The organism is Bacillus sp. FAU18 (genome assembly GCF_056033885.1).
In genome coordinates this window covers 597,721-623,018 of the sequence record NZ_JBVYHZ010000003.1, presented here as the reverse complement: position 1 = coordinate 623,018, position 25,298 = coordinate 597,721, and the positions used below count along the sequence as shown (strand labels likewise).

Annotated in this window: 34 protein-coding genes; all 34 read right to left on the bottom strand. The window is 45.0% G+C overall.

Annotated elements, in window-relative coordinates:
• Positions 1-9: 9 nt before the first annotated feature.
• A complete protein-coding gene (locus tag AC0OMU_RS03560) occupies positions 10-279 on the bottom strand; it encodes a hemolysin XhlA family protein (protein ID WP_015252265.1) in 270 nt (89 codons plus the stop codon).
• A gap of 52 nt (positions 280-331) precedes the next feature.
• On the bottom strand, positions 332-1,171 hold the full coding sequence (gene xepA / locus AC0OMU_RS03555) for a phage-like element PBSX protein XepA (RefSeq protein WP_015383447.1): 840 nt from the start codon (positions 1,169-1,171) through the stop codon (positions 332-334).
• A 46-nt stretch (positions 1,172-1,217) separates the two neighbouring features.
• On the bottom strand, positions 1,218-1,382 hold the full coding sequence (locus AC0OMU_RS03550; RefSeq protein ID WP_014479563.1) for an XkdX family protein: 165 nt from the start codon (positions 1,380-1,382) through the stop codon (positions 1,218-1,220).
• Positions 1,379-1,708, bottom strand: coding sequence for an XkdW family protein (locus tag AC0OMU_RS03545; RefSeq protein ID WP_474240908.1), 330 nt, complete (start codon positions 1,706-1,708; stop codon positions 1,379-1,381). Before AC0OMU_RS03545 ends, AC0OMU_RS03550 begins: the two co-directional genes overlap by 4 nt.
• Before the next feature lie 13 nt (positions 1,709-1,721).
• Complete coding sequence (locus AC0OMU_RS03540) at positions 1,722-3,803, bottom strand: terminase (RefSeq protein WP_474240907.1); 2,082 nt, start codon at positions 3,801-3,803, stop codon at positions 1,722-1,724.
• 2 nt (positions 3,804-3,805) lie between these two features.
• Positions 3,806-4,078: a hypothetical protein gene (locus tag AC0OMU_RS03535; protein ID WP_015383444.1), complete on the bottom strand. Its 273-nt coding sequence runs from the start codon at positions 4,076-4,078 to the stop codon at positions 3,806-3,808.
• Positions 4,075-4,653: a YmfQ family protein gene (locus AC0OMU_RS03530; protein WP_015483131.1), complete on the bottom strand. Its 579-nt coding sequence runs from the start codon at positions 4,651-4,653 to the stop codon at positions 4,075-4,077. The genes AC0OMU_RS03535 and AC0OMU_RS03530 overlap by 4 nt, the downstream gene beginning before the upstream one ends.
• A complete protein-coding gene (locus AC0OMU_RS03525; protein ID WP_047182489.1) occupies positions 4,637-5,683 on the bottom strand; it encodes a baseplate J/gp47 family protein in 1,047 nt (348 codons plus the stop codon). Before AC0OMU_RS03525 ends, AC0OMU_RS03530 begins: the two co-directional genes overlap by 17 nt.
• On the bottom strand, positions 5,676-6,101 hold the full coding sequence (locus tag AC0OMU_RS03520; RefSeq protein ID WP_015483130.1) for a DUF2634 domain-containing protein: 426 nt from the start codon (positions 6,099-6,101) through the stop codon (positions 5,676-5,678). The genes AC0OMU_RS03525 and AC0OMU_RS03520 overlap by 8 nt, the downstream gene beginning before the upstream one ends.
• 58 nt (positions 6,102-6,159) lie before the next feature.
• Positions 6,160-6,426 carry a DUF2577 family protein gene (locus AC0OMU_RS03515; protein WP_015383440.1) on the bottom strand — a complete coding sequence of 89 codons (267 nt, stop codon included), beginning with the start codon at positions 6,424-6,426 and terminating at the stop codon, positions 6,160-6,162.
• Positions 6,426-7,403 (bottom strand): XkdQ/YqbQ family protein, encoded by a 978-nt coding sequence (locus tag AC0OMU_RS03510; RefSeq protein WP_015483129.1) that lies wholly within the window; start codon positions 7,401-7,403, stop codon positions 6,426-6,428. Before AC0OMU_RS03510 ends, AC0OMU_RS03515 begins: the two co-directional genes overlap by 1 nt.
• A 15-nt stretch (positions 7,404-7,418) precedes the next feature.
• On the bottom strand, positions 7,419-8,078 hold the full coding sequence (locus tag AC0OMU_RS03505) for a LysM peptidoglycan-binding domain-containing protein (RefSeq protein WP_015383438.1): 660 nt from the start codon (positions 8,076-8,078) through the stop codon (positions 7,419-7,421).
• On the bottom strand, positions 8,071-12,069 hold the full coding sequence (locus AC0OMU_RS03500) for a transglycosylase SLT domain-containing protein (RefSeq protein WP_474241183.1): 3,999 nt from the start codon (positions 12,067-12,069) through the stop codon (positions 8,071-8,073). The genes AC0OMU_RS03505 and AC0OMU_RS03500 overlap by 8 nt, the downstream gene beginning before the upstream one ends.
• Position 12,070: 1 nt before the next feature.
• Positions 12,071-12,220, bottom strand: coding sequence for a hypothetical protein (locus tag AC0OMU_RS03495; protein ID WP_003239113.1), 150 nt, complete (start codon positions 12,218-12,220; stop codon positions 12,071-12,073).
• A 29-nt stretch (positions 12,221-12,249) separates the two neighbouring features.
• On the bottom strand, positions 12,250-12,696 hold the full coding sequence (locus AC0OMU_RS03490) for a phage tail assembly chaperone (protein WP_003232676.1): 447 nt from the start codon (positions 12,694-12,696) through the stop codon (positions 12,250-12,252).
• 92 nt (positions 12,697-12,788) lie between these two features.
• Positions 12,789-13,232 carry a phage tail tube protein gene (locus tag AC0OMU_RS03485; protein WP_003232677.1) on the bottom strand — a complete coding sequence of 148 codons (444 nt, stop codon included), beginning with the start codon at positions 13,230-13,232 and terminating at the stop codon, positions 12,789-12,791.
• Between the two features lies 1 nt (position 13,233).
• Positions 13,234-14,634 (bottom strand): phage tail sheath family protein, encoded by a 1,401-nt coding sequence (locus tag AC0OMU_RS03480; protein WP_015383436.1) that lies wholly within the window; start codon positions 14,632-14,634, stop codon positions 13,234-13,236.
• On the bottom strand, positions 14,631-14,846 hold the full coding sequence (locus AC0OMU_RS03475) for a YqzN/YkzM domain-containing protein (RefSeq protein ID WP_015383435.1): 216 nt from the start codon (positions 14,844-14,846) through the stop codon (positions 14,631-14,633). Before AC0OMU_RS03475 ends, AC0OMU_RS03480 begins: the two co-directional genes overlap by 4 nt.
• Positions 14,847-14,849: 3 nt before the next feature.
• Positions 14,850-15,290 carry a phage portal protein gene (locus tag AC0OMU_RS03470; protein ID WP_322839561.1) on the bottom strand — a complete coding sequence of 147 codons (441 nt, stop codon included), beginning with the start codon at positions 15,288-15,290 and terminating at the stop codon, positions 14,850-14,852.
• A gap of 12 nt (positions 15,291-15,302) precedes the next feature.
• Positions 15,303-15,788: an HK97 gp10 family phage protein gene (locus AC0OMU_RS03465; RefSeq protein WP_015383433.1), complete on the bottom strand. Its 486-nt coding sequence runs from the start codon at positions 15,786-15,788 to the stop codon at positions 15,303-15,305.
• The gene (locus AC0OMU_RS03460) at positions 15,785-16,141 is read right to left on the bottom strand and encodes a YqbH/XkdH family protein (protein ID WP_015383432.1); all 357 of its coding nucleotides are present in this window, start codon (positions 16,139-16,141) and stop codon (positions 15,785-15,787) included. Before AC0OMU_RS03460 ends, AC0OMU_RS03465 begins: the two co-directional genes overlap by 4 nt.
• Positions 16,138-16,521 (bottom strand): protein YqbG, encoded by a 384-nt coding sequence (gene yqbG / locus AC0OMU_RS03455; protein WP_015383431.1) that lies wholly within the window; start codon positions 16,519-16,521, stop codon positions 16,138-16,140. Before yqbG ends, AC0OMU_RS03460 begins: the two co-directional genes overlap by 4 nt.
• 21 nt (positions 16,522-16,542) lie before the next feature.
• Positions 16,543-17,478 carry a phage major capsid protein gene (locus AC0OMU_RS03450; protein WP_181218950.1) on the bottom strand — a complete coding sequence of 312 codons (936 nt, stop codon included), beginning with the start codon at positions 17,476-17,478 and terminating at the stop codon, positions 16,543-16,545.
• A gap of 25 nt (positions 17,479-17,503) precedes the next feature.
• Positions 17,504-18,331: an XkdF-like putative serine protease domain-containing protein gene (locus tag AC0OMU_RS03445; RefSeq protein WP_181218948.1), complete on the bottom strand. Its 828-nt coding sequence runs from the start codon at positions 18,329-18,331 to the stop codon at positions 17,504-17,506.
• Between the two features lie 19 nt (positions 18,332-18,350).
• Positions 18,351-19,838, bottom strand: coding sequence for a phage portal protein (locus AC0OMU_RS03440; RefSeq protein ID WP_063335087.1), 1,488 nt, complete (start codon positions 19,836-19,838; stop codon positions 18,351-18,353).
• A 3-nt stretch (positions 19,839-19,841) separates the two neighbouring features.
• Positions 19,842-21,143: a PBSX family phage terminase large subunit gene (locus AC0OMU_RS03435; protein ID WP_063335086.1), complete on the bottom strand. Its 1,302-nt coding sequence runs from the start codon at positions 21,141-21,143 to the stop codon at positions 19,842-19,844.
• Positions 21,140-21,937, bottom strand: a complete 798-nt coding sequence (gene xtmA / locus AC0OMU_RS03430; protein ID WP_063335085.1) for a phage terminase small subunit — start codon at positions 21,935-21,937, stop codon at positions 21,140-21,142. Before xtmA ends, AC0OMU_RS03435 begins: the two co-directional genes overlap by 4 nt.
• 117 nt (positions 21,938-22,054) lie before the next feature.
• Positions 22,055-22,564, bottom strand: coding sequence for a sigma-70 family RNA polymerase sigma factor (locus AC0OMU_RS03425; protein WP_015483123.1), 510 nt, complete (start codon positions 22,562-22,564; stop codon positions 22,055-22,057).
• A gap of 115 nt (positions 22,565-22,679) precedes the next feature.
• Positions 22,680-22,886 carry a phage-like element PBSX protein XtrA gene (gene xtrA / locus AC0OMU_RS03420; RefSeq protein ID WP_014476537.1) on the bottom strand — a complete coding sequence of 69 codons (207 nt, stop codon included), beginning with the start codon at positions 22,884-22,886 and terminating at the stop codon, positions 22,680-22,682.
• Positions 22,883-23,233 carry a phage-like element PBSX protein XkdD gene (gene xkdD, locus AC0OMU_RS03415; protein ID WP_015383426.1) on the bottom strand — a complete coding sequence of 117 codons (351 nt, stop codon included), beginning with the start codon at positions 23,231-23,233 and terminating at the stop codon, positions 22,883-22,885. The genes xtrA and xkdD overlap by 4 nt, the downstream gene beginning before the upstream one ends.
• A gap of 84 nt (positions 23,234-23,317) precedes the next feature.
• Complete coding sequence (locus AC0OMU_RS03410; protein WP_015383425.1) at positions 23,318-23,485, bottom strand: hypothetical protein; 168 nt, start codon at positions 23,483-23,485, stop codon at positions 23,318-23,320.
• Complete coding sequence (locus AC0OMU_RS03405) at positions 23,485-24,285, bottom strand: ATP-binding protein (RefSeq protein WP_080030662.1); 801 nt, start codon at positions 24,283-24,285, stop codon at positions 23,485-23,487. The genes AC0OMU_RS03410 and AC0OMU_RS03405 overlap by 1 nt, the downstream gene beginning before the upstream one ends.
• Complete coding sequence (locus AC0OMU_RS03400) at positions 24,185-25,021, bottom strand: phage portal protein (RefSeq protein ID WP_327844305.1); 837 nt, start codon at positions 25,019-25,021, stop codon at positions 24,185-24,187. Before AC0OMU_RS03400 ends, AC0OMU_RS03405 begins: the two co-directional genes overlap by 101 nt.
• Positions 25,008-25,187 (bottom strand): hypothetical protein, encoded by a 180-nt coding sequence (locus AC0OMU_RS03395; RefSeq protein ID WP_015383422.1) that lies wholly within the window; start codon positions 25,185-25,187, stop codon positions 25,008-25,010. Before AC0OMU_RS03395 ends, AC0OMU_RS03400 begins: the two co-directional genes overlap by 14 nt.
• Between the last annotated feature and the right edge of the window lie 111 nt (positions 25,188-25,298).

Here is a 25,298-nt window from a genome sequence, read left to right as displayed (position 1 = left end):
AATCCCCCTTTAATGCTGCAGCAGGCTGTACATAATGGCGATGGCTCCGCCAATGATGCCTGTAGACACTGCCGTAATGATGGCACCTGTGATGGTGCGTTTAATCCACGTTGTGTTTTCTTCAATTTTGTTTAATTTTTCGTTCAGCGTCATGATTTGCTGGTCTTGCCGGTCAGACACGCGTTCTAATGCGGAAACCCTCTGCTCAAGCGCTTTGTGCTCGCCTTTTATGTCTGCTAAGTCCTGCTGAAACACATTCACATCTGCCTCTTGCTGCATTATTCACTCCTCCTTCACATGCAGATCACCTCCCTTCCGAGAGCCAAAACTGTTATGAAACAGCGGTCCCTTTTACCGAGAGAGTACCGCCGGTGATACTGATAATCTCCATGATGATCTCCTTAAACCCTTTAATATCAAAGGCCCATGCCTCAGCTTTTCCTAATGTACTGGAGGCAGTGGTAGCATCATCAGTTTTCACGCCTCTGATCGGCAGTTTCTGTCCTGACACCGATTTGCCCCAAAATTTGACTTCGCTCATTTCCGCTGTGCCATATACTTCAACGAGTAAATGCGCGGCGCCGTCAACAGGTAAAGAAGCACCCTCGCCGGCGGACTCTGCATTTTCATGAAAGACAAAGTCAAATGTTTTGCGAGCCTCGACTTTCAGCCGTCCATCGTGTGTTTGATTATCCGCAAAGTCAATCTGTAAAGGCGTTTTTCCATTGACACGCACATCCATCTCACCCGCACCGACTGATTGGTATAATACAAACTCAGATTGCTGAAGATTCCCGTTCACATAACGGAAACGGTAATAGCGTTTAGAAAGGTATACCCAGTCCGTCGCTGTCAGGACACCTGCTGCGACATTAACTGTTGCTGTCGTTGTCCAAACATTGTTGTTGTCGCTTTCTTCTATAAAGAGCGTACCTTCACGATCTGCATACGCCCAGCCCTTCACTTTCGAAATCAGAACTGCGCCAAGCCTGTCCTGCCCGAGCTGACTGTATGCCTCAGTCGCCTTTAAGGAAGCATTTGTTAAAATCTCCGCTACGCCTGACAAATTCGAAACAGGTGTCACAAAATCATTTTTTCCTCCTCGATAGGGCTTTACAGCGCCGGCTTTTCCAGTCCTATCGAGAGGAAATTCATATTGATACTTCACCATCTTCATCCTCCTTTGATCTAAAAACAGGCAAAATAAAAAAGCCTTACTACATGGCTTTACCGGTAATTTCTTTATACTGGTCAGCTGTGATCAGCTTTTTGTTCACACCCTCTGCCAGATCCTCAATTGAACAGTCTTTATATGCTAATGCTTGTTTTACCATATCTGCTGTCGCCCACTCATAATAGAGGGCAAGCACCCAATAATTCATTCAGCAAGATCTCCTTTCAAGGAATGTAATGATAGCTTTATATCTGACAACTCGTTCCCTAATGTTTTGTTCAGTTCTTCAAGCTGCTTGCGTGCTAGCTTTTCCTGCGACAACTCCTGAGCGAGAAGCTCTACTTGATCAGGCGGCTCATACGGCGGATTTTTTTGCAGCTCTTCCCACCAGGATTCGAGTTCTTTTTGGGTTGGGATGGGGGCGCGCAGGTTCCACTCGGCTATATAAGACCCTTCCCCGTCATTTTGAACGATAAAATCTCTTGTTGGGTCTGCACTGGGGTATTTAAACATGATTGCTTCTGCGATCATCATTTTGCCTCCTATCTTATACCGTAGGATAGTTAAGTCCTCCAAGTTCTTGGATGTCTATATAGTTGTATAGCTCGTTAAAATCTGATACACCTCTTCTATCATCACCGCTATAATTGCAATAACAATAGATTTCTATATAGTCACCTTTGTTCATAGGAACGGTTACATTACCATTTAATCCAAGGTACATTTCATTTTGCTTATCAACAAAGTCCCCTCTCTTATGGTCAATTGGTTTATACAATGATCCATTTAGATAGAGTTTCAGATGAAAATTGATGTAAGCCGGTGTATTTATCATATACAGTCCAACTCCCACTAAAAACATTCCATCATTAGGGGCAACGAATCTACTATTATTTGTGTCAAAAGCATTATGACTATCTTTTATTTTGCGTTTAAACTGAATTTTTGTATGGTTAGCTTTATTTAAATATTGTATGCTGTTAGCCCGAATATTGGCATGTGCAAATCCAGAAATTTTATGCCAAGCTGTCCAGCCTGTACCAGCCCACCAATGGCGGATCCAAGTCCCAACATGATCATAGCTTCCACTAGTTGTGTCTGCATTTCCATAAAAATACTGAGTAAAGCGATAATTACTATGCTTTTCATTTTTTACAATGCCATAGGTAAGTGGGTAACCGGTAGCGTTATTAGCTCCTATATCCATGAATGTGATACCAGCTGGGTAATCATTTCCGCTTATTCTCGCATCTTGGATTACATTTGTTCCTGTTAAAACAGTTAATTTTTGATTAGAATAATTTGCATCAACATAGTTTTTAGCATCATCTAAGGCTTTATCTGCTTTAGTTTGAGCACTTGCCTCGGTCTCGATCTTATTCCATCCTTTAAACACGCCATCTGTATGAATCGTTGCCATCCAAAAGGTTCCGTCGAAACTTCTAGAGGCCAAAATTGTTTTTCGGCCGCCACCTCCTGTTTCAATAACATCATAGTTATACCATGATCCATCTCCCAAAACAGGATTGTTTATTATGACATTCCCTACTGCATAATAAAAGCCAGAGGGCAGCGTTAATAAGTCAGTTCCATCTGGGATTTTAGTTCGGCAACCTTGAGTATCAGTTAATCTATATAGTTGTGCATTATTCCATTTGTCCTTATCGGATGTTGTTACATGGATATCTGTTTTATTGGCATGTGCATCTATCTTTGACTGCACTCCCGTTATAGACTCAATTTGATACCAATTGATCGCACTATCGTTAGCGTTATAGAAAAACCACCAAGCATTACCTCCCACATCCACAGCATACCCCATGCCTATTCCTAGCTGACCGACCAATTGCATACCTCGAAGACTTGTGTTTGACGGGTTATCTGTGACCGCGTTTGTTCCATAGAAAGTAACAGTCCCAACATCTTTGAGCGAATCATAAAAAGATCCAGATGACAGGTTAATCTTTTGTGTCCCGTTATCGGCAGTTACTTTAAATAACTGTCCAGAATTCCATTTGTCTTTATCGCTTTTATTTACATGTATTTCAGTTTTTTCTTCATGGCTCCTCACCTTAAATTGAGCGCCTTCTGAAGTTTCTAATTGAACCCAATCAGTCCAGCCGGAATCATTCAGGCTTTTTCGCCATGTACCTCCTTCATAATCCATTGCCAAAGCTTCTCCATAAGATTTGTAGCCAATATACAATCCTCTAGTGGCAAACGGTGGGGTATTGATTCCCGTCTTATCAGTATAAAAGAAAAAGGTTTGATCCAATTCTTCCACAATTTTGTGAAAATCCAGACCATTTTGGATGCTTGCTAGATATTTTCCGTTTTCATCAGTTAACTTAGTTAATTGTGCGTTGTTCCACTTTGTCCTCTCACTGGATGAAATGTGTATGGTTTCATCTGAAATATGCTTGTCAAAATCCTTCTTCGCCGCCTGCTGCACATTATCCACATTCCCCAGCCCGATTTGCGCCTTTGTTGTGTTGTGGGGGTTGTTCATGTCGTTTTTGTGGGCGGCCAGGTCGGTGTGGGCGTCTTTTATGCCTTTTTCCCAGCGGTTGACGTCATCTTCGTTGATGGGGTCGTCCGGAAGCCAGTCTGTTTTTTCTTCGTATGCCATGTTTACACCACCTCAAAAGTAAATCTGAAATCGAGTGTTCTGTTTTCGCTAACGTCCAGGTCAGTCTTTCTCTCTATGATCACATTGCCCAGCTCGTCAAAAATTTGTACCATTTCGATATGCTTGATGTCTTCCTCACGTTTTGTCAGAACGGTGACGGTCGCACCGTCAATGGCGAGCTCTACTATTTCTGTTTTTTGGCCGTTGAGCAGCACGTGATCGATTCTGCTTTTCAGATCAGCCGCTGTGCGTTCTCTGTATATGGTTGAAATCAAGTTAAGACCACCTCATTGTTGTTAAGAGTGACAGAATAACCGACCTTGAGCTCACTGGCTGTTCGGTATCTGCGGTGATTCAGGATGACTGTATCTTTGATTTGCAGCGTCTCATTCAATCCTCCTCTGAGCGTATACGCCAAATGAGCGGGTTTCATGTTTTCTATCGCTTCGATCAGCTCATTCATGTGCTGGAGGTCATCAACATTGATATCGACGTTAAATCGGTATTCGCCGGGAAGCAGGCGGACCTGTGCAGACGGGTTTTTCAAGAAACGGTTTACCGCCTGCTCAATGGCCCTGTATGTGATGGGCGGGATGTTCGACATTTTGGAAATGAGCCGCAATCGTCTGATCTCATCAGTGTCGCCTGATTCCCGCGGTACGTTTAAAATCTTTTCCCAGCGGCTGAGCCCCCATGTCGCCGTCGGTACGAATAACTGATCCGTCAGATCAAATATGCTGTCATTTTGTTTATCAAACTCAGGCGCTTCCGCTTTCAGCAGCTCGGCCATTTCTTTAAGGCTGGTGAGAAACGGAGGCAGATACGCTGTCATGTCATCTTGTTTGCTCAATGATCTTCACCTGCCCAAGCTTAGGAATTTCCACGTCGCTCAGCACCAGATTTTCAGACGTGCCGTTGATTTGAATATTGGAGTAGTCACTGACTGATGGTGAATTATAGACGATATTGTTAATTTGAGAAAGGCGGATGACGTTATCTTCAAACGCCATTTTCTTAAAGAGATTTAAAACGCCTTCCTCAATTTCTGACTTCACTTCATCAATTGAGTGATTGATCTCAGGCAGCACTTCGGCAGAAATCTCAACTTCTTTCCAGACCGCGCTTTCCACTGTGACAACGGCTCCGATTGGCGCCTGTCCCTCTCCCTGTCCTGGTTCAGGGTCGATATAATCTTTCACTTTTTGAATTAAAATTTGAGAAGCGGGCTCAAGATTTGCATTCGTGACGACAATTTTGACCGTGCCTTCACCGTTCCAAAGCGGGAAGATCTTTGCCTTCCCCACACCGTCCACTTCTTCAGCCCACTCCTTATAATGCATTTTATTGGCACTGACGGCCTCACGCCGAACCCTTGTAAAATACCGTTCCCGCAAGCTGTCATCTCCTTCTTCCTCGCGTCCCGGAATCAGGATTTCTTTGACAATGGCCGTTTCTAAACCGGGAATGGTATCCAATGATAGTAAATTGCGTCCGGTCAGATTGGCATTTCCCGCTTCACCAGGTGTTTCACAGATGAGCGTCCCGTCTGCCGTATATTGAAAATAAAGATTATCCACGTAGAAACGGGAGCCGACAGGAATGGTTACTCCAGACGTAAACTCTCCCGCTCTGACAGCCTTTGTCGCGGCAGTTCTTTCAATTCCCGCTTCCGCTGCACGCCTGTCTAAAAATTCGCCTTGTGCGGTATCAGAAAAAACTAGCTCAAGCACAGTATCCATCCATATATAAGACTTCGCAAGCTCGGCCGCCGCCGGGGCTAACGCATTATAAATGACGCTGCCTTCTCTTGTGTCAATATCTGCGGAAATGCTGTTCAGCATACGCTCCATAATCGCTTCAAAAGTCTGATCTTCAAACATCTTCGCCAATCACCTCCTCAATCTCAAGCGTTCCTTCATCCGTCTCCACCACGAAGGACACATGAAACGCGTCGCCTTGTTTTTCAATCTCAAAATCTGTTACAGCCGATATCCGGTCATCATAAACCAGCGCCTCTTCTATCAGTCTCGGGATCTCCATCTTTTTATAGGCATCAGTCGTCTCATGATCTGTCAGCACGTCCTGAAGCTCGTTTCCGACATTATGGCTGTATATGGAATACGCATAGCGTTCTGTCTGTAAGGCGATATACACGAACTGCCTGATCGCTTCAAGCCCTGTAATCAGCTCATTCGTAATTCTTCCGTTTTCAAAATCTATTTTGTACGTTTGCGAGGTTTCAATGACTTCGCTCTCATCTTCAAAATCCTCAAACTCCACTTCTGGTGTCAGGGCCATGATGCCCACTCCTTTTTACATGCTAAATAAAAACCCCTTCGTATTGAAGCGGTTTTGTCTATACCTTATCTAAAATAAAAAACGATTGCCCGCCAGTCAGAGCCGCGGTCATGAGGCGATCCCCCGGTTCGAGTGCATCGTCTCCTCCGGACTGCATCCGTTTTGGGATAATGATGGCGTCAGCCGGTATGATCAGTTTGCTGTTTTCTTTTAATTTGATTTCCACAGGAGAAACCGAAACGACTTCAGCCGGGAGCAGTTCTACCGGAGACTCAGCGTCAACTGCGCCGACTGCCAAATGTTTTATAGCCTCACTTAATCTCATCAGGAAACTCCTTCCGGCATCGTATTCTTTTCCACAACATCGATCGTCATCGTATGTTTCGTTCCTTTAAATTCATGCCGGTCCGTATCTACCCAATAGGTTTTCTTGATGCCGGCCTCCGGAATCGAAATATAGACGGGCAAGCCGCTCTGCACTTCCGGGATGCCCACTGCCTGAATATTTTTCAGTTCTTTTTTCACGCCCTTTTTTTCAGCAAGGCGTACATCTGCCCGCTGCTGAAGCTGTGCCTGGTTGATGTCATCTGTGACCGTTTCCGTATATTGAAGCACACCGTATTTATTTAAGCCTGAACTGTCCTTGGCAGAGGCTTTATATGTCTTATTGTCCTTCTGCCGGCGAAGCACCACCCGAGTAGCAGTGTCGTTTATAGAAGTGCTGTATTGGTAGCCCGTGATATTGACGCCCGTTTCAAGCACCCATACTTCTGACGGATCTGGCCAAGCGCGCAGACCGAGCTTTCCTTTTTCCGAATACAGCTGGTAATGTCGTCCTGTCTGGCTTTTCGTCTGTTTCAGCGCTTTTAATATGATGTCATACAATGTCGTATCATTTTTAATGACAAGACTTTTGATCGTATGGCCTGTGTTTGCGATCGAGGTTGTCGGTATCTGGAAGTCACTAGCAATCCTTCTGATGATCTGGTCGGCCCGCTGATTGAAAAACACGTACATATCCTGGTTTTTGACCAGGTACTGAAGCATGTCATAAGCGCTGAAGGCAAGCGTATGCTCGTCCGGGGTTCTTGCAAAAACAATGCCCCGAAAAAGCTCTTTTCCCTTCCATTTAAACAAGACCGTATCTCCTTCTGAGACACTGTAATACGTCTGGTCGCCCTGTTTGGTGACGATGGTCGCTTCAATGGAGCGCGGCGCCTGATAACGATGGCCCTCAAGCGATACGCTTTCTGCAACCAGCTCAAGCCACTCTGTGTCTTTAATGACGAACAGTTCTATCATCATACATCACCTGTTTCATTGCGGTATCTTTAATTTTTGGCCGGGAAAAATCCAGTGGCCCGGCTGCCTGATGTTCCGTTTGCTTCGTTTGATCATTGCTGTTTTATTGGCGTTCCAAATTTTGCGCCATTGAGTGCTGTTCCCGTAAAATCTGCCTGCAATGTCCCATAGCGTGTCTCCCTTTTTCACTGTGTACGTCTTCGGCGCAGCCTTCGACGGACGTTTTGCCTTTGTTTTTTTCTTCTGCTTGATTTTCCGCGGGGAAGCGGTTTTGTATTCTTTTAATTGAATATCAAAGGTGCGATCACCTATATCCTGCTGGCCTTCGCTATAGGAAAAACCTTCAATGCTGCATGTTAAATTCACTTTAGTTCCCGTAATCAAAAACTGGACCGGTTTTTTGGCATTCATCCATTTCTCAATTTTTGATATCGCATTTTCCGGCGACGGGAAGGTTTGATATTCAGCTATTGGGCTGTATTTCTTCGGGAAAAACGAAGAGAACGAAATTTCTTTCGCTCCTTGTTCGTCAATAAATGTAAGGTCACCGAACTTGGCTACTTTAACCGTCTCATTCTGAACCGTATTTGAAATATTCAGCTGGTCGGGAAGAACGGGGAGCCGCAGCTTGTCCTTCCCTTGTGAAATCCAAAATTCATATACGGATTTAGTCAAATGCAACGACTCCCTTCGTTCCAATATTGATATCCTTTTGCAGTTCGTCTATAAGTGCCTGCTTGATTTTCGCTGCAAGGGTTTCAGCGTCCTGTCCATTATGGAAGTGCTGGTCTCCGTTAAATTGAATATAAATCTCTTTTGATCCGGAAACCGTTGCGGTTGGCTGGCTAGCTGAAGTAACAGCGGAAACTTGTCCTGAAGAAAGCTCAGACTGCTGGGATTGAGACGGATCTGTCACTTCCATACCAAGAGCTTGCGCGGCTCTCTGAAGGAGGTAGCGGCCGCGGATGCCTCGCTCCTCCGGAATGATCCATTCCCGCTTGTTTCCTTCTCCGACACGGGCAATTTGTTCTTTTGTAATCAGCCCGCCGTTTGCGTAACCAACATACGGTCCGCCATGATTCAAGCTTTTAATACCCGGCACATTGTTGATTGATCCATATCTGCTTTTAATGTAGCCGATCGCAGCAGCTGCGTTGTGAATCGGATTTTTAATGTTACCCATCCCCGGTGCTTTATGGTCATTAAAGGTGCTTGGGATGGTCTGCATCAGCCCTTGTGACGGATGCCCCGCTTTTGCGTTGCTGTCCCACAAGTTAATTGCATTCGGATTGCCTCCGGATTCATGCTGCGCAATCGTCATGAGTCCCGGAAGCCAGCTCACCGGTGTCTTGGTGGCCATGAGAGCAGCCATAATCCATTGTTTTACGTTCCCGCCCATGGCTCCCATTCCGGAATAGGCAGCCGCCAGTGATCCGGCTTGTTTTTCAGCAAATTTCTTTACATCTACTGAGCCAAGGCCTTTGACAACACCAATAGAAGCAAAACGCCCCAAGCTCATCATGACACGGGAAGGTGAATGAATATCTAGCTCCTCACGGAAAGCCTGCTCCACTCTCTTGGCCATATCCTTTGCTGCTTGTTTTACTTCACTGGATTTAGAATTCATGCCTGTCACAAAGTTTCCGATCAAACCGGAGCCCCAGCTGTTCGATGTGTCTTTTGAACGCAGGAACGGTTTGTCAACATGTGTACTCACATACTGTGCAGTCCCTGTTTGGGTTGAGTTTTGTCCTTGCGCAAAGCCTTTGACCGTTCCTGTGCCCCATGAAGACGATTTGTTCACAGTGGCTTGATACGGCGTTTTAACTTTTGATTGCAAAAAGCCGTCCGTTCCGGTTGCTGTACCGTTTTGGCCCTTGGCATACCCGCTTACCATTTGTTTACCGTAATTTGGTGAAGCAGAAATCATTTGTGTAAATGGCGTATTGATGTTTTTCTTTTTCCAGTCTTCCATTTTGACCGGCTGATCGCTGATGCCTTTACCAAAGCCTTCTGAAAATTGCTGTCCGAGTGTGGACGCTTGGCCTGTAAGATTTGCAGTGTTCATTACTGGGGAGGCTGAGCCTGATAGAGGACTGACAGCTGCTCCTCCTGAAACAGATCCTGGACTTCCGCCAGAAGACGAAGCTGCGCCCATGTCGTCTACAACTTGCATACCCAGCTTAGACGCCGCTTGTGAAAGAAGCATCTTCCCCCGGCCTCGGTTGTTATCAACCGGGATAACGAATTCCTTGCCGGCTTCACCGATCCAAGAGATGGTTGGTTTGGTGATGTAGCCGCCTGTGGCGTTCTGATCTAGTGCTTGTTGAAAAACAGTCATATTATTATTTGATGGAGATTGAGCAAAAATGTTATTAGTAGTTGGTTTGGAACTAGTTTTTTTCTCTTTCGAATCCTTTTTGCTTGGTTTTTTCTTGAGGTGAGTAACTTCTTCCCCCCTGTGTATTACTTTTGCAACGAAACCACCAACTGAATCTTTTAAATCGAATAGCCATTGAAATTTCTCAGCAATTTTCTCTGATACTTTAACCAATGGATCTTTCACATGTTCATTAAACCAAGTTTCAATTCCATCCCATGCATCCTCAAAAAATTTCCTTGCATCATCGAATTTTTCTTTTATTGAAGTTTTAATATCTTCTACTTTTTTGACGATTGGGTTCCATACATTATCATAAAACCAATTCGATACCCCTGTCCAAATATTGGAAATCATTGTCCATGCATCATTGATCTTACTCCAAATCCATGTTGCCGCAGTGGTTACGGCTTCACTTACAGGATTCCACACATTGTCCATAAACCATGTTGAAACAGTAGACCATATGCCTGAAATAACCGTCCAGGCGTTGCACAACCCAGTCCATATCGTTGTAGCAACATTAGTAACTGCTCCGCTTATTGGATCCCACACGTTATCCTTAAACCACGGGTAGACAATGTTCCATACTGCCAATATGCCATCCCATGCATAGGCAAACAATCCTACTATAAAATTAATTACAGGTACAGCAACATTATAAATAGGTGTAAACACATACTGGTCAAACCAAGTTGAAACTTTACTCCATGTATCTTCAATCCAAGTAATAGCCCCATTGGCAGTATCAGAAATGGAGTTCCATTTTCCACTCCACCACTCTTTGTTAAATAGTGAATTGCTTATGCTCTCCTTTAAGTTAGAAGTATCAAACATCTTACCAATGTTCTTACCTGCTTCTTCGCCGCCAATTCCGCCTACTAATCCGCCGCCAATTCCGCCGATTGCCCCGCCGATTGCTGTACCTTCCGGACCAACGAAAGATCCAATCGTTGCACCAGCTTCCGCTCCGGCTGTTGCACCAGCTTCCGCTCCGGCAATGCGTCCTCCAATTGAACCAACCTTTTCGCCAGCATTATCTTTATTGATTCCAGCTAAATCAAACACCGCTAAAGCAGATCCTACGTATGGAACAGCCTTTCCCATTCCTCTGAACGCTTTACCTAGTTTGGATGAATCTTTCCCTAGCGATTTTAAGCCTCCAAGCCAGTTCTTTAACTTGGAACCCGAGGTCCTAGGTGCACTTTCAGCAGGTGTGCCGCTTTGGCGTCTTCTTATCACCTCTCCAGGAACCTTGAGTGTTCTGTTTGGAGCCTTTGTGGGACTTTTCTTTTTTCTATAAGTTTTTTTATTTTTAGTGCCCGGACTGATACCGCCTTCACAGCAGTCACAGCAACAATTTCCTCCTGTATTACGGTTAAGGACTTTTTTATCCGTGTCAGAATTTTCACCAGAATCGTCCTTTTTTTGTGGTCCTAGAATTTTATCAATGATCTTATCAAACACGTCATTTTTCAGCTTTTCTATCAATCTCTCTTTGAAACGATCCAAAAAAGCTTTGCCTATTTCATTGAGTGTATCTTTAATCCAAGGCCAAGCTGATTTTGTCCACCAATCCTTCAGCCAGCCTTTTATTTTTCCGACCCATCCAGGTTTTTGATCTGAGTTTTTATCAGAGCCTTTATCTGAGGATTTGTCTGATTCTTTCTTAGAAGTTTCTTTGTTAATCGGGCTTTCTTTTTTATTGATTTTGTCTGATATTTTTGTCTTAACAACCACTTTTACATAATAGGTTTTTTCAAATTTCCTTAGAAGGGCTGTTAATCGATTAACTGTTTTGGTGATTTCATCGATGACCTTTAGTTTTACTGTGTATCCGTTTTTCAAATTTTTCTTAATATAACCGATAATCCTTTTAACTGTAGAAGTAACCTTGTCATCTGGAATCAAAAGGAATGATAGCTTTTGATTAGAAAGCATCTTCTTTATTTTTTTATACGCAGCTGCTGTCCGGTCTACCAAAGAGACAGTCAGCTTCGTTTCTTTCGGCAGCCGTTTAAGTTTTCTTTCAATTGCATCAAGCTTTGAAGTGACTTGGTCATCAAGTACAACTTTAATTTCAAGCGATTTCGCGAATTTCAAAATGATATAGTCGTTTATTTTTCTCAGCCGGTAAAATGCCTGATCTTCCGCTCTGATACTGATTTTGATTTGCCGATTAATGGTTTTGACTTTTTTTTCGACCTCTTGGAATCCTTTATGTATCCGTTTTAGTTTTTTAGATACCTTGTCTTCGAGATCAAAACGGGCTGTTAATTTTGCGATATTAGTTCCCTCCTCTCCTTGATTCTTTTTCTAATAGATCTAGCTTATAACCTATCAACCCAAATAAAAGAGCTTTAAAATGTTTTGGTGCTTCATATAATTCAAGAAGTTGGGATGGCGAGTAATGAAGCTCATGCATTGCATAGTACAAATACACAGCTTCCTTATCGCCATCCTTTACTAGTTTTTTGCTTCTTCTTCTAGATCTTCAAGATCATCTTCAAAACCATTGATTTCAATTGCTTTATTCAGCCAGTTCGCATACTCTCCCCCAACAGATAATACACGTTTGGCAACTTCTACCGGATCCGCAGTTTTGTATGCTTCCCTTAAATCTTTTGAACGAAAATCAGGATAAATAGTAGATTCGATGGCAATTCTCGCATAAAAGCGCTGAGAGTCTAAATCTTTGACACGGCCGCGGCCTTTCACATTTTTAAATGTGGTGTTTTCTTTCTCTAATTCATCAATACGTTCAGTAGTAATTGGTTTTAAAATAAACGGAATGACATTCCCTTTTTTATCAACAAAACGCTTTGAGATCGGCACTTTGATTTCCTCAGCTTCAATTGTTTTTCCCGGCATAAAAAAGGAAAGATCATATACGTTTTCGTTCTTCTCGCTCATGTAAAAAACTCCCTTGTCTATTGTTTAGTTTCATCTTGTAAAAAAACAGACCTTTCTGAGAAAGGTCTGCGTATGGGCTGATTCATGTTTTATTAAAACGTGTCAGATAGCTTTTCAGGGACGTCGAAATCTTCGAATGTAAATGGAACTTCTTCCTCTAACGCTTCTGAATCGACATCAAGGCTTGCGATTTTGGCAGAGTCAAAGTTGACGTCGTACAGCGTGACTCGCTCTGTGCCTCGGCCGGAGGATTGATCATCCAGCACGGCTTGGAGTGTGAAATAAGGGTCGCTGCCTTTTTTGACATAGTCCATCATCAATAGCACGAATTTTGATGTGACTTTGTAGAACGTTGCGGTCCCTGTTCCATTTGCCCCTGTTGTTTTATGGCCTGTCATGCGGCGGCCCATAATGTTGACTTCAGATTTGTTTTTCTCAACGTTTGCTTCAAATGTTTTGATGTGCGCCATTTCCTCACCATCGAGAAATAAGCGGCCTTCTTTTCCTGAGATTGTGTTTTGTGCTTTTAATGCCATATTAGTTTACCTCCACATTAAAGTAGAATTTTTCTGCTGCATCGACAGGCTGTACAGCCAGGTCAATCAAGAAGCCGTCACGATCTTCATTCATTGAAATTGTGATATCTTCATCGGAATCAAAGCCAGTGATGCCGCCCGCATCCTGAAGCGTTGTCATGTATTGCGTGATCATCGTTTTTACATACTGCAGTCCGTCTTCAGATGCCGGGATATCGCTTCCGCTGCCTTTTCTTGATTTAATTAAGGCTTTCAGCTCGCGTGTTAAATCATTATTCACAGCATCCAGGACACGAACGATTTTGTTCTTTGCAAATTTCTTGTTTTTCTCAGCTGTGAACGTCACGAGTGAGTTAATGTCCTTTTCTACGCTGACGGATTTATCGCGGGCGTCGAATGTAAATAAAAATTCACCTTTACCCAAACGTTCAACAATCGTATCGTGGTCAAGGCGGTGTAACACATCAACTGCGCCTTCGTACTCTACAAATGTAAGTGATTGGTTAAAGGTTGCTCCTGCACTCGCTCCGGCTACCCAAGCTGTTGCTTTGTCCGGTGTAACTTCCGTGCCATCTTCAAGCAGCACACCCTCAGTTACGTTGATGATGCCTTCATAATCACCGGCATAATTGGCTGTGACGCCTTGCACTTTTTGTCCTTGGCCGTCGCGCAGGCGTTTAATGAAAGCAGCAAACGTCGCCTTCAACTGGTCACCTTCTGCAACAGGCAGCGCAATCACATCAAAGCTCTCCGTTTCAGCCGCGGCTAAGAAATCTGTATAGTCGGAGTTGACAGGGGCTTTATCCGTACCGCCGGATAAACGGATGCCCGCGGATGCATTCAGCGTCTCAGCTGCAGTGTCTCCTTCTGATCCAGTGAGAGGAATCGTTGAAGAAAGATCGCCTGTTCCGGTAAAAGTGACATAGCCGTTAGCTGTTAATTCTTCAGCCTTTTTGACAGTCTGTTTATCAACCTCTGATTCGTCCATATATGTTGTCACATCGAAAGAATTAGCATCCAGCACATTTTGATTGATGCGGATGATAATGTCATTTCCTTTTGTTCCGCCATATACTGCAGTTGCTTTGACGCCTTCAGCAATATCAGCAGACGCTCGGACACCTTCGGTTAGACGGTACATCAATACCGTTTTCGCATTTTTCTTCGCTTCACGCAGCAGCAATAAAGACGGGTCATCAATGCTGAGGCCTACTTTTTTGTTCAGGTCTTCAATGCTGGAAATGGAGACGAACGTTTTCGCTTCGCCCCAGCTTGATGCGACCGGAAGTGCGACTGTTCCCCGTTCACTGAGTGATACCCGCTCCTGTGCCGTCGTTTTAAAGTTAAAATAAATGCCTGCTCGTTCTTTTTCTTTGCCTGTTGTAAATGTTCCGCCATTCATGATGACATGACCTCCTTGGTTAGAAATGTTTGAATCAATTGGTTGGCTTCTGATTTCGTCATACGTGGTTGATCCACGCCAAATAAAGCCCCCTGAAGAATATCCGGCTTAACGCCGAACAGTTCCTTCGCGTGCTTAATCAAATCCGCTGTATCAAATAGAGCTTCCCGGCTCTTTGTATGTACAGCCTTCTTCTGTTGTTTGTCCTTCACCGTTTATTTCACCCCGCTGTTCATGTCGATATCCTGTAAGACAGGCTGTTCTGTTTTGTGATAATAATATCGGCTGCTCCACCTGATCACCATGGCCGCCTCGCCTCTGTCTCCTACCCTTGTCTCGATTTGGGAGATGCGAACCATATCCCCCGTCTTCTCGCCGGATTCACTCAGCAGCGGAATCATATTTCTCGCTTCTCTGATGGCATCCGCGAGCCTGTCCGCTTCATCCAGCGCCTGAACGGAGTCCAGATGAAACAGTTTTACATTGAGACTGTAGGTTTTTTTAAATGTGGAAACCGTATCTGTTTCCTCGAAAACAGATGGTGACGGGACGTATAACGACGGCACCTGAAAGCGATCAGGAAGCTCGCGTTCATAAATGGGAACAGACCACCGGCTGTACAAAAACGCCATGATCGATCCTGTTTCACTGTTCATCCTGCTCCTCCTTTACAGCTTCTTCAGCCACTGGCCCAGTTTGCTTTCCAGCGATTTTTCAAACAGCTGTTCATATAAAAGCAGTGCATGATCCCAGTAGCCCGTGCCCGGTATCCATTTTCTCTTGAGCGCCATTCCCGTTGAAGCCGCTGGATCATAAATAAACCGTGAGCCTTGAAAACGCCCCGGCACCCATCTCACATCTTGTTTTGACGTCCAATGGCCGTCATTAAGAAATGAGGCGTAATCAAGCTGTGTCCCCACCTCAAGCGAAAGCCCGCCGCTTTGCACAATCCAGAGATTGTCCTCTGCGCCTTTCTTAAAGGAACTGAGCAGTTTTTCTGTATCAATCGTTTGTGTGCTGATGAGTTCAGATTGGACGATCTCCAGAAAATCTTGCCCGCACTCCTCAAGCCACCGGGACGCCTGTCTGGAAAAACCGCCTGAAGCCGCTTCTTTTAATGCCGTGTTCAGCTGTTTCAATCCCGCTATTTTCATAGGCTTTCATCCCTGACTGCGATGACCTCCCAATGATGATGTCTGATCCTTTTCGGCAGCTTTAGTATATATTTATGATTCTCCCAAATGATTTTATCGTTCACGCGGATGTCCGCTGACAACGGAAAATGGACGAGAAAGCTATGATATACAGTTTGATCCGGCTCCTCCTGAATCAGCTGCTGCGTTTTTTCGGTAAAATAACAAGGGACATCTTGTTCATCGGGTGTATCCGGATATGAAATCACCGGCTGCAGCCTGTCTGCCGGAATCCCAAATCGGCCTGCAGACGGCGCTTGCGCTGCTTCATGATAAATATCGCAACGGTGAATGAGCATCTGCTTGTAGCTCATAAAGATCTCACCTTCAGTCTGGAGGATTCAGGGACGTAGCCCGGCTTGATAAACTCTTCGAGCAAATGATACACCTCAGGCCGCTGAATCCCGCCTTCTCCGGAAACCGTGTAGGAATAATCCCCCATTTTCTCAGACTGATAGCTTGATGAGGCAGATTCATCGCTGTTGACAAGCGCAAAATACTGGGCAAGCTTTACTAAAGCCAACTTCACCTTACCGGGCAGCGGATCATACAAGCTGTCTTCAAAGCGGTGGCCCGTGATGAGAGCCGCTTCTGCTTCCGCCTCGATGATATCCTGCGCCAGCAGCTCTTCCGGCCTGTTTTTCACCCGATTATAGACCGAATAGGAGGCTACGTCAGTCGGTTCAATGAGCATGAGCTGACCACCTCGTTTCTATTATTCTTTTACGTTAATTAATTTCGCGCAGGCATCCTCTTCCTCGAACTTGCTGTCCAGCTTGGCCGTTAAGACAATAATGAATTTACGGGAGCGGATGTCTTTGTCGACTTCAATTCGGATATTGCGGGAGAAGCCGAGAATGATATTTTTCGGATGTGTGAGAATGATATCAGAAGCGTCATATTGCGCGTCTCCCTCACCGACTGTGTACGGCTGAATATTGGATACCCCTTTGACCGGTACGCCGAATGCTGTTGACAAGCCGCCCTGAACAGCCTGGTCCCCAAGGTTTGTCTGGCGGTCTGCCACGCGGTCCTTCCATTCAACTTCTAAGCCGTGAGACGTATAGAATCTGAATTCCTGAGGGATGCGCAAATATTTCGGCGGAACTGCCTTTAAGCCTTTCTTGAATGTCGCTCTGGACAGTTCTTCACCGTTCATGTCAACGATATGGGAAACTGCCTGTTTACGGATGCCGTCCAGCTGTGCCAGATACGGATCAGCTGATGCTATATCACCGTTAACGATCAGCTCTTCAATATCAACGGCTGCGCGCTCTGCTAAAATTTGCATGATTGTCTGCTGCAGGCCGTCTTTTTCAATATTGTTTTCAAGTGTGTCATACGTAATATTAATTTCCGCAATGACTTCCTTCGTGTTCAGCTGGACAGTGCTTGTCGTTGGAACTGTCAGCTCGTCGTTTGACAGTGCTTTTCCTTCTTGCGCAGCCCGCAGAATACGCTGGCCGAAGCCGATTTTCTCAAATTTTTGCGAGTCATTTTCCATTTGAATCACGCGGGATTCACTGAAAATGGTCGGCGTGTTTTGCACCATGCGGATAAAAGCCGATGCTTGCGCAGGGTTCATAAGCCCGCCGCTTTTTAAAGCAGAAAGCGACATTTCCGCTTTCCGAATGATCTCTTGATTTCTCAATTGATTTCCTCCTCCTTGACTGGTTTTACAGCAGTCCGCTCCAGATTGTTTTTTTGACTTGCTCTGTATTGCCGCCCGTATCGTCCGCTGTCTGCTTAGACGCGCCTCGCGCTTTTTCCAAAGCCTCAATGCGTTCGATCAGCGGGGCAAGCATGTCTTCAACGAGCTTTTTCAGACGCTCGTCATCACCCGTCTGCTCCGGCTTTTCCTCCGTGTCTGTGTTTTTTTCAATCCGTTCAAGCCGTTTGAGCAGAGGGTAAAGCGCATGCTCGAATGATTCTCTCATGTCTTCTTTTCTCATTTCTTCAGTCTCCTTCCCTGTTTTGTCAGCAAGCATTTGCTTGAATACACTGAAGAACCCTGCTTTTTCGACCGGTTCTTCTTCATACACATCTGCAGTGCCCGCCATGCTGTAGCCGGTGATAATTCCAGCCTTAATCTGTTCCCACACCTCGTCAGACGCTCTTGTCACGAGTACCCATGAGCCCTTTGTAATCCGCTTTGACCCGATCATAAAATCATCGGGCGCCACATAGGACTCGACCACGACGCCGGTCCCGCCCTCAAAGCTGTGATTGATATCAATCTCCCGTGCCTCCGCGAGAAAACCGTGCGCTGCTTTTTCAATTTCCTCGGCGGTCATAAAATCGCCGTGGGCATCAGGAACATCAGGCTCATATACGATTCCGTACACGAGCTTTTGTTCATCCTGCTCACTTTTTGTAAACAGCCGAACCTTTTTTTCAAATGACGGAGGTTCGGCTGACTTCGTAAAGAAAAATTCTGTCTGGTTAGCCGCCTTGTCCACATAACTGACAAAGCTGATTTTGGCATTTCTTAATTCTCGCGCCACCTGCTTGATTCACCTCCCTTCAGGACGTTTTGATAGCTTCGATGCTTTCTTTCAACTCCTCCATGAGCGCAGCCAGGTTTGTCTTTTCCGCATCCTGTCCTGCAGGCCGTTTATAAATGTCCTCCGGCCACTCCTCAAGTGTTTTGCCAAGCACCCGTCCGGCAAGGTCGCGTAAATCATTCGGCGAGACTGCTCCGGCTGTAATAAAAGGACCGAGCACCTTCGCAATCTCAAGCGGATCACGAAAGTCCGGTCCTTTTAATGTCAGCCTGACGTCATGGATATTCAGCTCCGGCAAAAGCAGCGTGTTCAGTTTATTCACAAGCGTTTTTCGCTCCGGCTGAAAAACCTGCTCCTCCGTAATTTTTCTAGCAGTATCCGCTGTCGCCCGGTTGTATTCCTGGGCCTCGCCTGTATACAGCGGCGGGAGACGGAACGCGGAACGCAGCTTATTTCTGCTTTTTTCATCGTATTCAAGAAACAGGGCGTCGTTTTGGAGAATTTCCGCCAAGGATTTGATTTCCACGGAAACCGGCGTAATATCCTCGCCTCCATGGAGATCCTTTTCTTTTGCGATTCCTTCCGCTTCGATCAGGAGAAATTTATGGGCGTTTTCCACGCCTTCAAGATCATTCATGTATTCCTGCAGCTCCCGGTAAGAAGCTTCAGACAGCATCCCGTTTTCCACTGTAATCGCAGCGGGGACGTGACGCCCCTGCTTAAAATACATAAAATTGAGCTCTTCTGCTTTTCGGGCTCCGTATAAATTGACAATATTGCCGATCCAGCGGGGTACACCGTATACGCCGCTTCCAATTTTGAGGTGAATGGCTTCATTTGCTTGATACTTCTCTGCCAATGTGTTTACATATTCACCTGTACGCATATCCATTTTTCGCGGATCGCCGTATTCTTTAAAAAATACTTTCTTTCCATTGATCATCTGCACATATTTTCGGAAGCGTCTTTGCCTTTTGATCCTTTTCATTTTCCCGTTTTCTTCATATACAAATGAGACCTCTACAGGCTCGCCTGCTCCGCATACGCGCATATATTTCACATCTAAATATTCGATGCCTGCAGGTTTTCCCGCCCCGTCGCGAAGCACTTCCATAAATCCGTTGCCTGTTTTTTCTCTGTCTTCGATGGCATAGCCTAAAATCATTTCAGCTGATTCATCAAAGTGAAGACATTTATAAAAGGCTTCGAGTCTGGCCCAGTCTTTTTCCGCTCTTTTCTTTTTTGCCTGATCGACATCACTTGCGTTGACATCAAATGTGTACTCAACATCGAATCCAAAGCCTGTAATATTCACTCTATACGCATCAATGCATTGCTGAAGAATGGTCGAGTATTCGGCAATGGTTTTGAGCTCGATGATATTGTAGGGCGGAGCGATAATGTCCTCTCCGTACAGCTCAGAAAAGTCATCTTCATAGATTTGCTTTGTCTGAGGAGCCGCGGCATTGGCTTTAAATACAGTTGCTCTGACTGTTTGATTGTGCATGATTTATGACCTCCTCCTTTCTCGGTTCGGCCGGATTCGTTTGTGTGCTGTCTCTTTCATATCAGCAACCTCATAATCATCAAGCGCATACCAAATGGCAGAAAGCGTATGCGGGTCAATTGTGAATTCATCCTCAATCAGAGCTCCGTTTTTATCTTTGGCATACGTAAGTGTCTTGAGCTCATAGATGACATTTTCACAGCGGTCCGAACAGAAGATTTTTTTGAACCGTTTTACCTTTTTGGTATATTGAAGCCTGGAGCCGGGAAACTTTCTGGCTCCAACCATCCGAAAGCCCTGCTGGCGGAAATATTGAATGCTTTTCGGCTCAGCCGAGTCGGCTTTGATCAATTCCTGTGTCTCAATAAACTCACGCAGCTCCTCAGCCGTCCTGTCATCTGTCATTTTGTTTTGATAATACTCCCAATAAATGTAGAGGTATTTTTTTTCAGGATCTACAGCAAGCCGGACGACGGCATTATAGGATTCCTCAAATCCAAAATCCATGCCTGTACGAAAGATTGGCTTGCTGATGGCTGCGATACATTTTTTCACTTGATCATGCGGGAGTACCTCGAACTGCGGCAGCACCCTGATCCCGTTGACGCCGAATCGTCCTTTGCGGGCAATCCGGTACAGGTCGGGATCATACTCTTTGAGTCCGTCAAGCTGTTTCACATAGCTTGACGGGAGAAAAAGATTGTCGTTAGCGGTAGAATGATGGTAATACGTATCTCCCTTCACAATCGTCCGCTTTTCGTAAAGCTCGCTGTCATCCAGCACAAACCGTTTCTTGCGTTCATCCCGAAAAAAATGCCGGTACGTCCAATTGGAGGTGCCGACGGGATTGGTGGTACAGATCATATGAAGCTTTAGCTCAGGATGGCGAAGACGTCCGATTAACTCCTTGAACCCCTCATACTTCACCTCTGAGCACTCTTCAATCCATATTAATGAAATGTTATGAACCGATTTTAATTTTGCCGGATTGTCCATTCCTTTGAACATGATCCGGCTGCCATTGTAAAATCGCAGCTGCAGCGGGGAAGAAAGAGATACCACAGCCTTTGTGAGACCGAGCTCTTCGATCACCTCTTGAAACAAGGCGAAGGTCGAATCCCGATGGGTATCGAACACCTCCCGGATCACAAGGGCCGTCCGTTTTTCCTTCAGCAGCTTTAGCACGATTTTCAATGCGGTATGATAGCTTTTGGATGAGCCGTAGCCGCCGACAAGAAATTGGTACGTCTGCTCCCAATTGAACACGTAATCTTCGAAATGAGGGTTGATTTCTTTTACATTCATGACTTGCCCTCTTTTCGTTTGATCATAATTTCAATCGGCTCTTGGCTGTCATCTGTTTTCTCCGCTTTTTGTTTGGCAAGCTTCAATTTCTCACTTTCAATTTTTTGTTTAAATTGATCTGGAAACAAATCAAAATATAAGGATAGCTTCTCAAGCGCCTTCATTTTATCTGCAAGCTTGATGGCAATGCCTTCTTTGCCAAGCTTTGCTTCCGTTACAATGGTGCCATCAACGAGCCCGGAGTCTTTGACATCGACAAAGCTGATTTCCTTCATAATCGGGTTATCATCTTCATCAAACAGCGGACCCGATTTCCCGACAGCCTGGACCTCTTTTTTTCCAAAGGTCACATAGTCCGTAATATCCGCAAACGCGATCTTGATATAAACCTGCAGCACATCCATCGCTTCAATAAACATCTCATTGACCATTTCTTTTTTTATGCGCCTGATTTCAGCAGCGACCTTTTCGTTTTTTAAGAGCCGGCTGCCCGTCACATGAGCGCTGTCCGGAGAATAGCCCGCTTTGATTGCTGACTGTGTGGCATTGAAGCTTTTGACGTAATACAGGCAAAACAGCCGCTGGCGTTCATTTAATTCGTCGTTGTCTATAGGTCGCTGTTTTTGTTCGTTTTTGGACGCAGAAAACACGGCCTCTTTCCATTTGTCTTGTTTTTTCCAGATGCCGATTGTTTTCGCGGAAACACCGATTGTGTCCGCAATCGCCCGATTTGTGATCTTTCCTTGATGTTGTTGATAGATTGCTAATGCTTGTTCGCGCTGTTGTGTTTTCATGCTACGGCATCACCGCCACCTCCAGCATGGTTGTTTATTCATAAAAGCGGCTGATCATTCCAGCCGCTTATGTGTCATGCTCTATTCACTTATAGGTGGCAAACGTATGACAAGCTTTCAGGCAAGTGATCGATTCATTTCTTCCTGCTGTCTTTGCATCTTTAAACTCGCCCGTTTAATCGTCGTTTGCACTGTTGATTTTTTCACGCCGAGAAGATCGGCGATCCGTTCATAAGAAAAACATTCTACCTTATGCAGCAAAAACATTTCCTTTTCTCTGTCCGTTAACAGGGCTAATGCTTCTCGAATTCTCTCTCTGTCTTCTTCTGATACCTGTCCGTCCGGCTCAAACATCATAGCGCTGGAAAATGATTCGATAATTCTTGGGTCCTTGATCATCAGCCGCTGGTAGGCATCACGTCGGTCAATCGCCCGTCTGATGCCGGGCTGCCTTCCTTTTTCAAGCCATTCTGTTACATATTCAAGATCAGTAATCATATTTCTGATGATTTTTTTATCCTTCAGCTCTTCAGCTGAGAGTGCGGATTCATCTGCCTCAGCGAGCGGTTTATATTGCATTCTTGTTTGTTTGAGCGTTCGTTTATATTCAAATAGTAAGTCTTGCATTCTATGATCCTCCTTATTTTTGGCAAATAAAAAACGGACACCAATCAACGCACAAATGCTGTGCAGTTGATCAGTGTCCGCAGGCTTTCCGTCTTGGACGTATTCTGTTTTCGCTTTAATTTAATTTGTAGCCGATTTCAAATTCCACACGGGCAAGATCGCCCTTTCTTGTTTCGACGAGCGTTTTTCCATGCTCGGGCGCTTCTGTGATCCATGCTTCTTGCTTGATGCCATCCACAATAATGACACGGATTTTCCCTTCCTCCAGCTGGCTCTTAAGCGTGATGGAATCGATATGTAGCAGTTTTTTAGGATGAATCATGTTTCTTTTCCTCCCTTTTTCGGTGCAGCGCTTGCTTCGGCTTTTTCTAATAGCTGAATGATGCGCTCCTTTGAATGAACAGAATTTCCCTTCAGAAAATCAAGTGCTGCTTTAGACGCTTCCAGCAATTCAGGCGCAGCGGCCATCAAAGCGGCATTGCTTTTTTGCGAATAAGAGCTGAGGTCAAATACAGCGGCAATCAGCCGTCCGTTTGAATATGGGAATCTTTCTTTTTCTTCTTCACTGTAAGCTGAATAAATATAGATCGGTTTCGTATCCCCGCACGGGACAGCACGCCACGGTGCAGGGCTTTTCTCTGCCTGTTTTGTCTTTGCCAACACTTTCACTTCCCGTCGTCCTTATACCATTGTTCAATGTTTTTTTCTGTTCGCTTTGCCCGAAACAGCAAAGCGATTAGTGCAGTCAGCTGTTTAATCATAGACATTCAGCCTCGCTTTTCCCGCTGTCAGCATTTGCTCCAGCTTTTGAATGACAGGCGTTAAATCAGTGCCGGACCGGCAGTTCGGACATGGATGAAAAACGACTCCAATACCGGTATGTTCCACAATGACTTTCTTTGTTTGACAAAGCTTGCACATTATCTGATGCCCTCCAATCTATGGTTAAGCTCGTAGGCTGCTCCTTTGATAATCACTAAATAGTCACTGCACATCTCATAGATTCTCGTGCCGAGCGCTTCATCGACCCGTACAAGTGCTTCAATTGTCAGCTCGCTCGAAAGCAAAATCGGTTTATGATTTAAGTAGCGATAATTGAGTACCGAATACATTTGCTCTAATTGCCAATCTGTAGCGCGGGGTTTGCCGTTAACCGGTTTAAACAGATCATCAATGAACAGCACATCCGCCTGCTTCATCCGGTTCAGCTTCGCTTCTAATAGGGCAAAATCATTTTTCAGATCAGTAAAGCCTTCCACGAACGGAAAATAAATGACAGGCACATAGCATGTTCTCATTAATTCGTTGGCAGCGGCAGTCAAAAGGTGTGTTTTCCCTGATCCAGGCTGTCCTAAAAGAGCAATGCTGTTTTTTCGGCAATCCTTGATTTGTTCATAATCGGCAACATACTCTTTTGTACACTCAAATGCGTCTTTTATGGCCTGCGGCTTTCCCTCCGTGCGGAATTCCTTGAAGCCCAGCTGTCTGAAAGCGTGGGTAATCTCACTTGCACCCAGCAGCCGCTTCACTTTCCGTTCTGCCATGCAGCTGCACATCGTCCAAACTTCCAGGCCATTCTGCCTGACGAGATAACCTCCCTGATCCTTGCAGCGCAGGCAATCATACCTGCTTACGTCTGATTCGGCCGGTTTGTCCACCAGTAATGGACGTCTCCCTCTTCTCAGCTCGTCCAAAATCTGTTCGATTGTTCGTTTTGTCATGTTTTTTCATCCTCTCATTCTGAATTGCGGCATTCTTTTTGGCTTGCTGCACGAAAAATCGATCTTCAATGAATTTCGAGCAGTAGCGAAAAGCCTTGATTGTTTCAGAAGCGGCGGTCCGCCGGTTTTCAAAAGCCTGAAAGCATTCTTCAAGCCATTTGATTGTTTGCGTGACAGGAACGCCGATGGCAACAATGCGGGCGATGGCTTGATAATCTCTTGAGGAAGGATACACGGTGCGTCCTTCTTGAGCCGACCGTAATTGTGTAAACCGCTTCGCAATGTGATCCACTGCATCATCAGCAGCAGTATATTTGTTTGTTTTATCTATATCTGTACGGTCGTTTGTGTCCGGTGTCTGCGGCGAAAATGGCCGTTCTTTTAGACTCCCGTGTACAGTATTGTCCGATCTGAAGCTGAATTTTTTGGAATGCTTTACCGAAATCATCAGTCCGTATGGCGCACGGACGGCCTTTATGTAATCATGGTTTTCGAGAAGCTCCAGCCATCTTCTGACGGTTTTTTCACTTACGCCGAAGACTGCCGCCATTTCTCTCGCTTTTAACGGCTTATGGCCAAGGACGATGCCCCAGCTTACGCCGTCTTTTTCGATTTCTTTTGTTGTTGAGCTGATAAACCAGAGAAACAGCCATAGCGCCGGGCCGATTTTGTCATAATGTTCTGAATTCAGTAACCCTGAATACGTCGGAAAAGGATAGCTTTTATCGTTTTTCATTGTACGCCGCTTCTCCTTTTAACATCATGTATGCTTGAAACTGTTCCTGCGTTTCAAAGTGAAACACCGGAAGTCCGCAAGCGGTGAACGAAATGGTGCCGCCGGATTGTACGAGATGGCGCTGATCTATGGGATTTTCACTAAAAACGATTTGGATCGGATACATGTGATCACTCTCCTGATCTTTTTTGATACATTTTGTATCGGATGTTACCAAGTATAAACGATACAAACTGTATCATCAAGTTATTTTTGATACTTTTTTTATCATAACTTT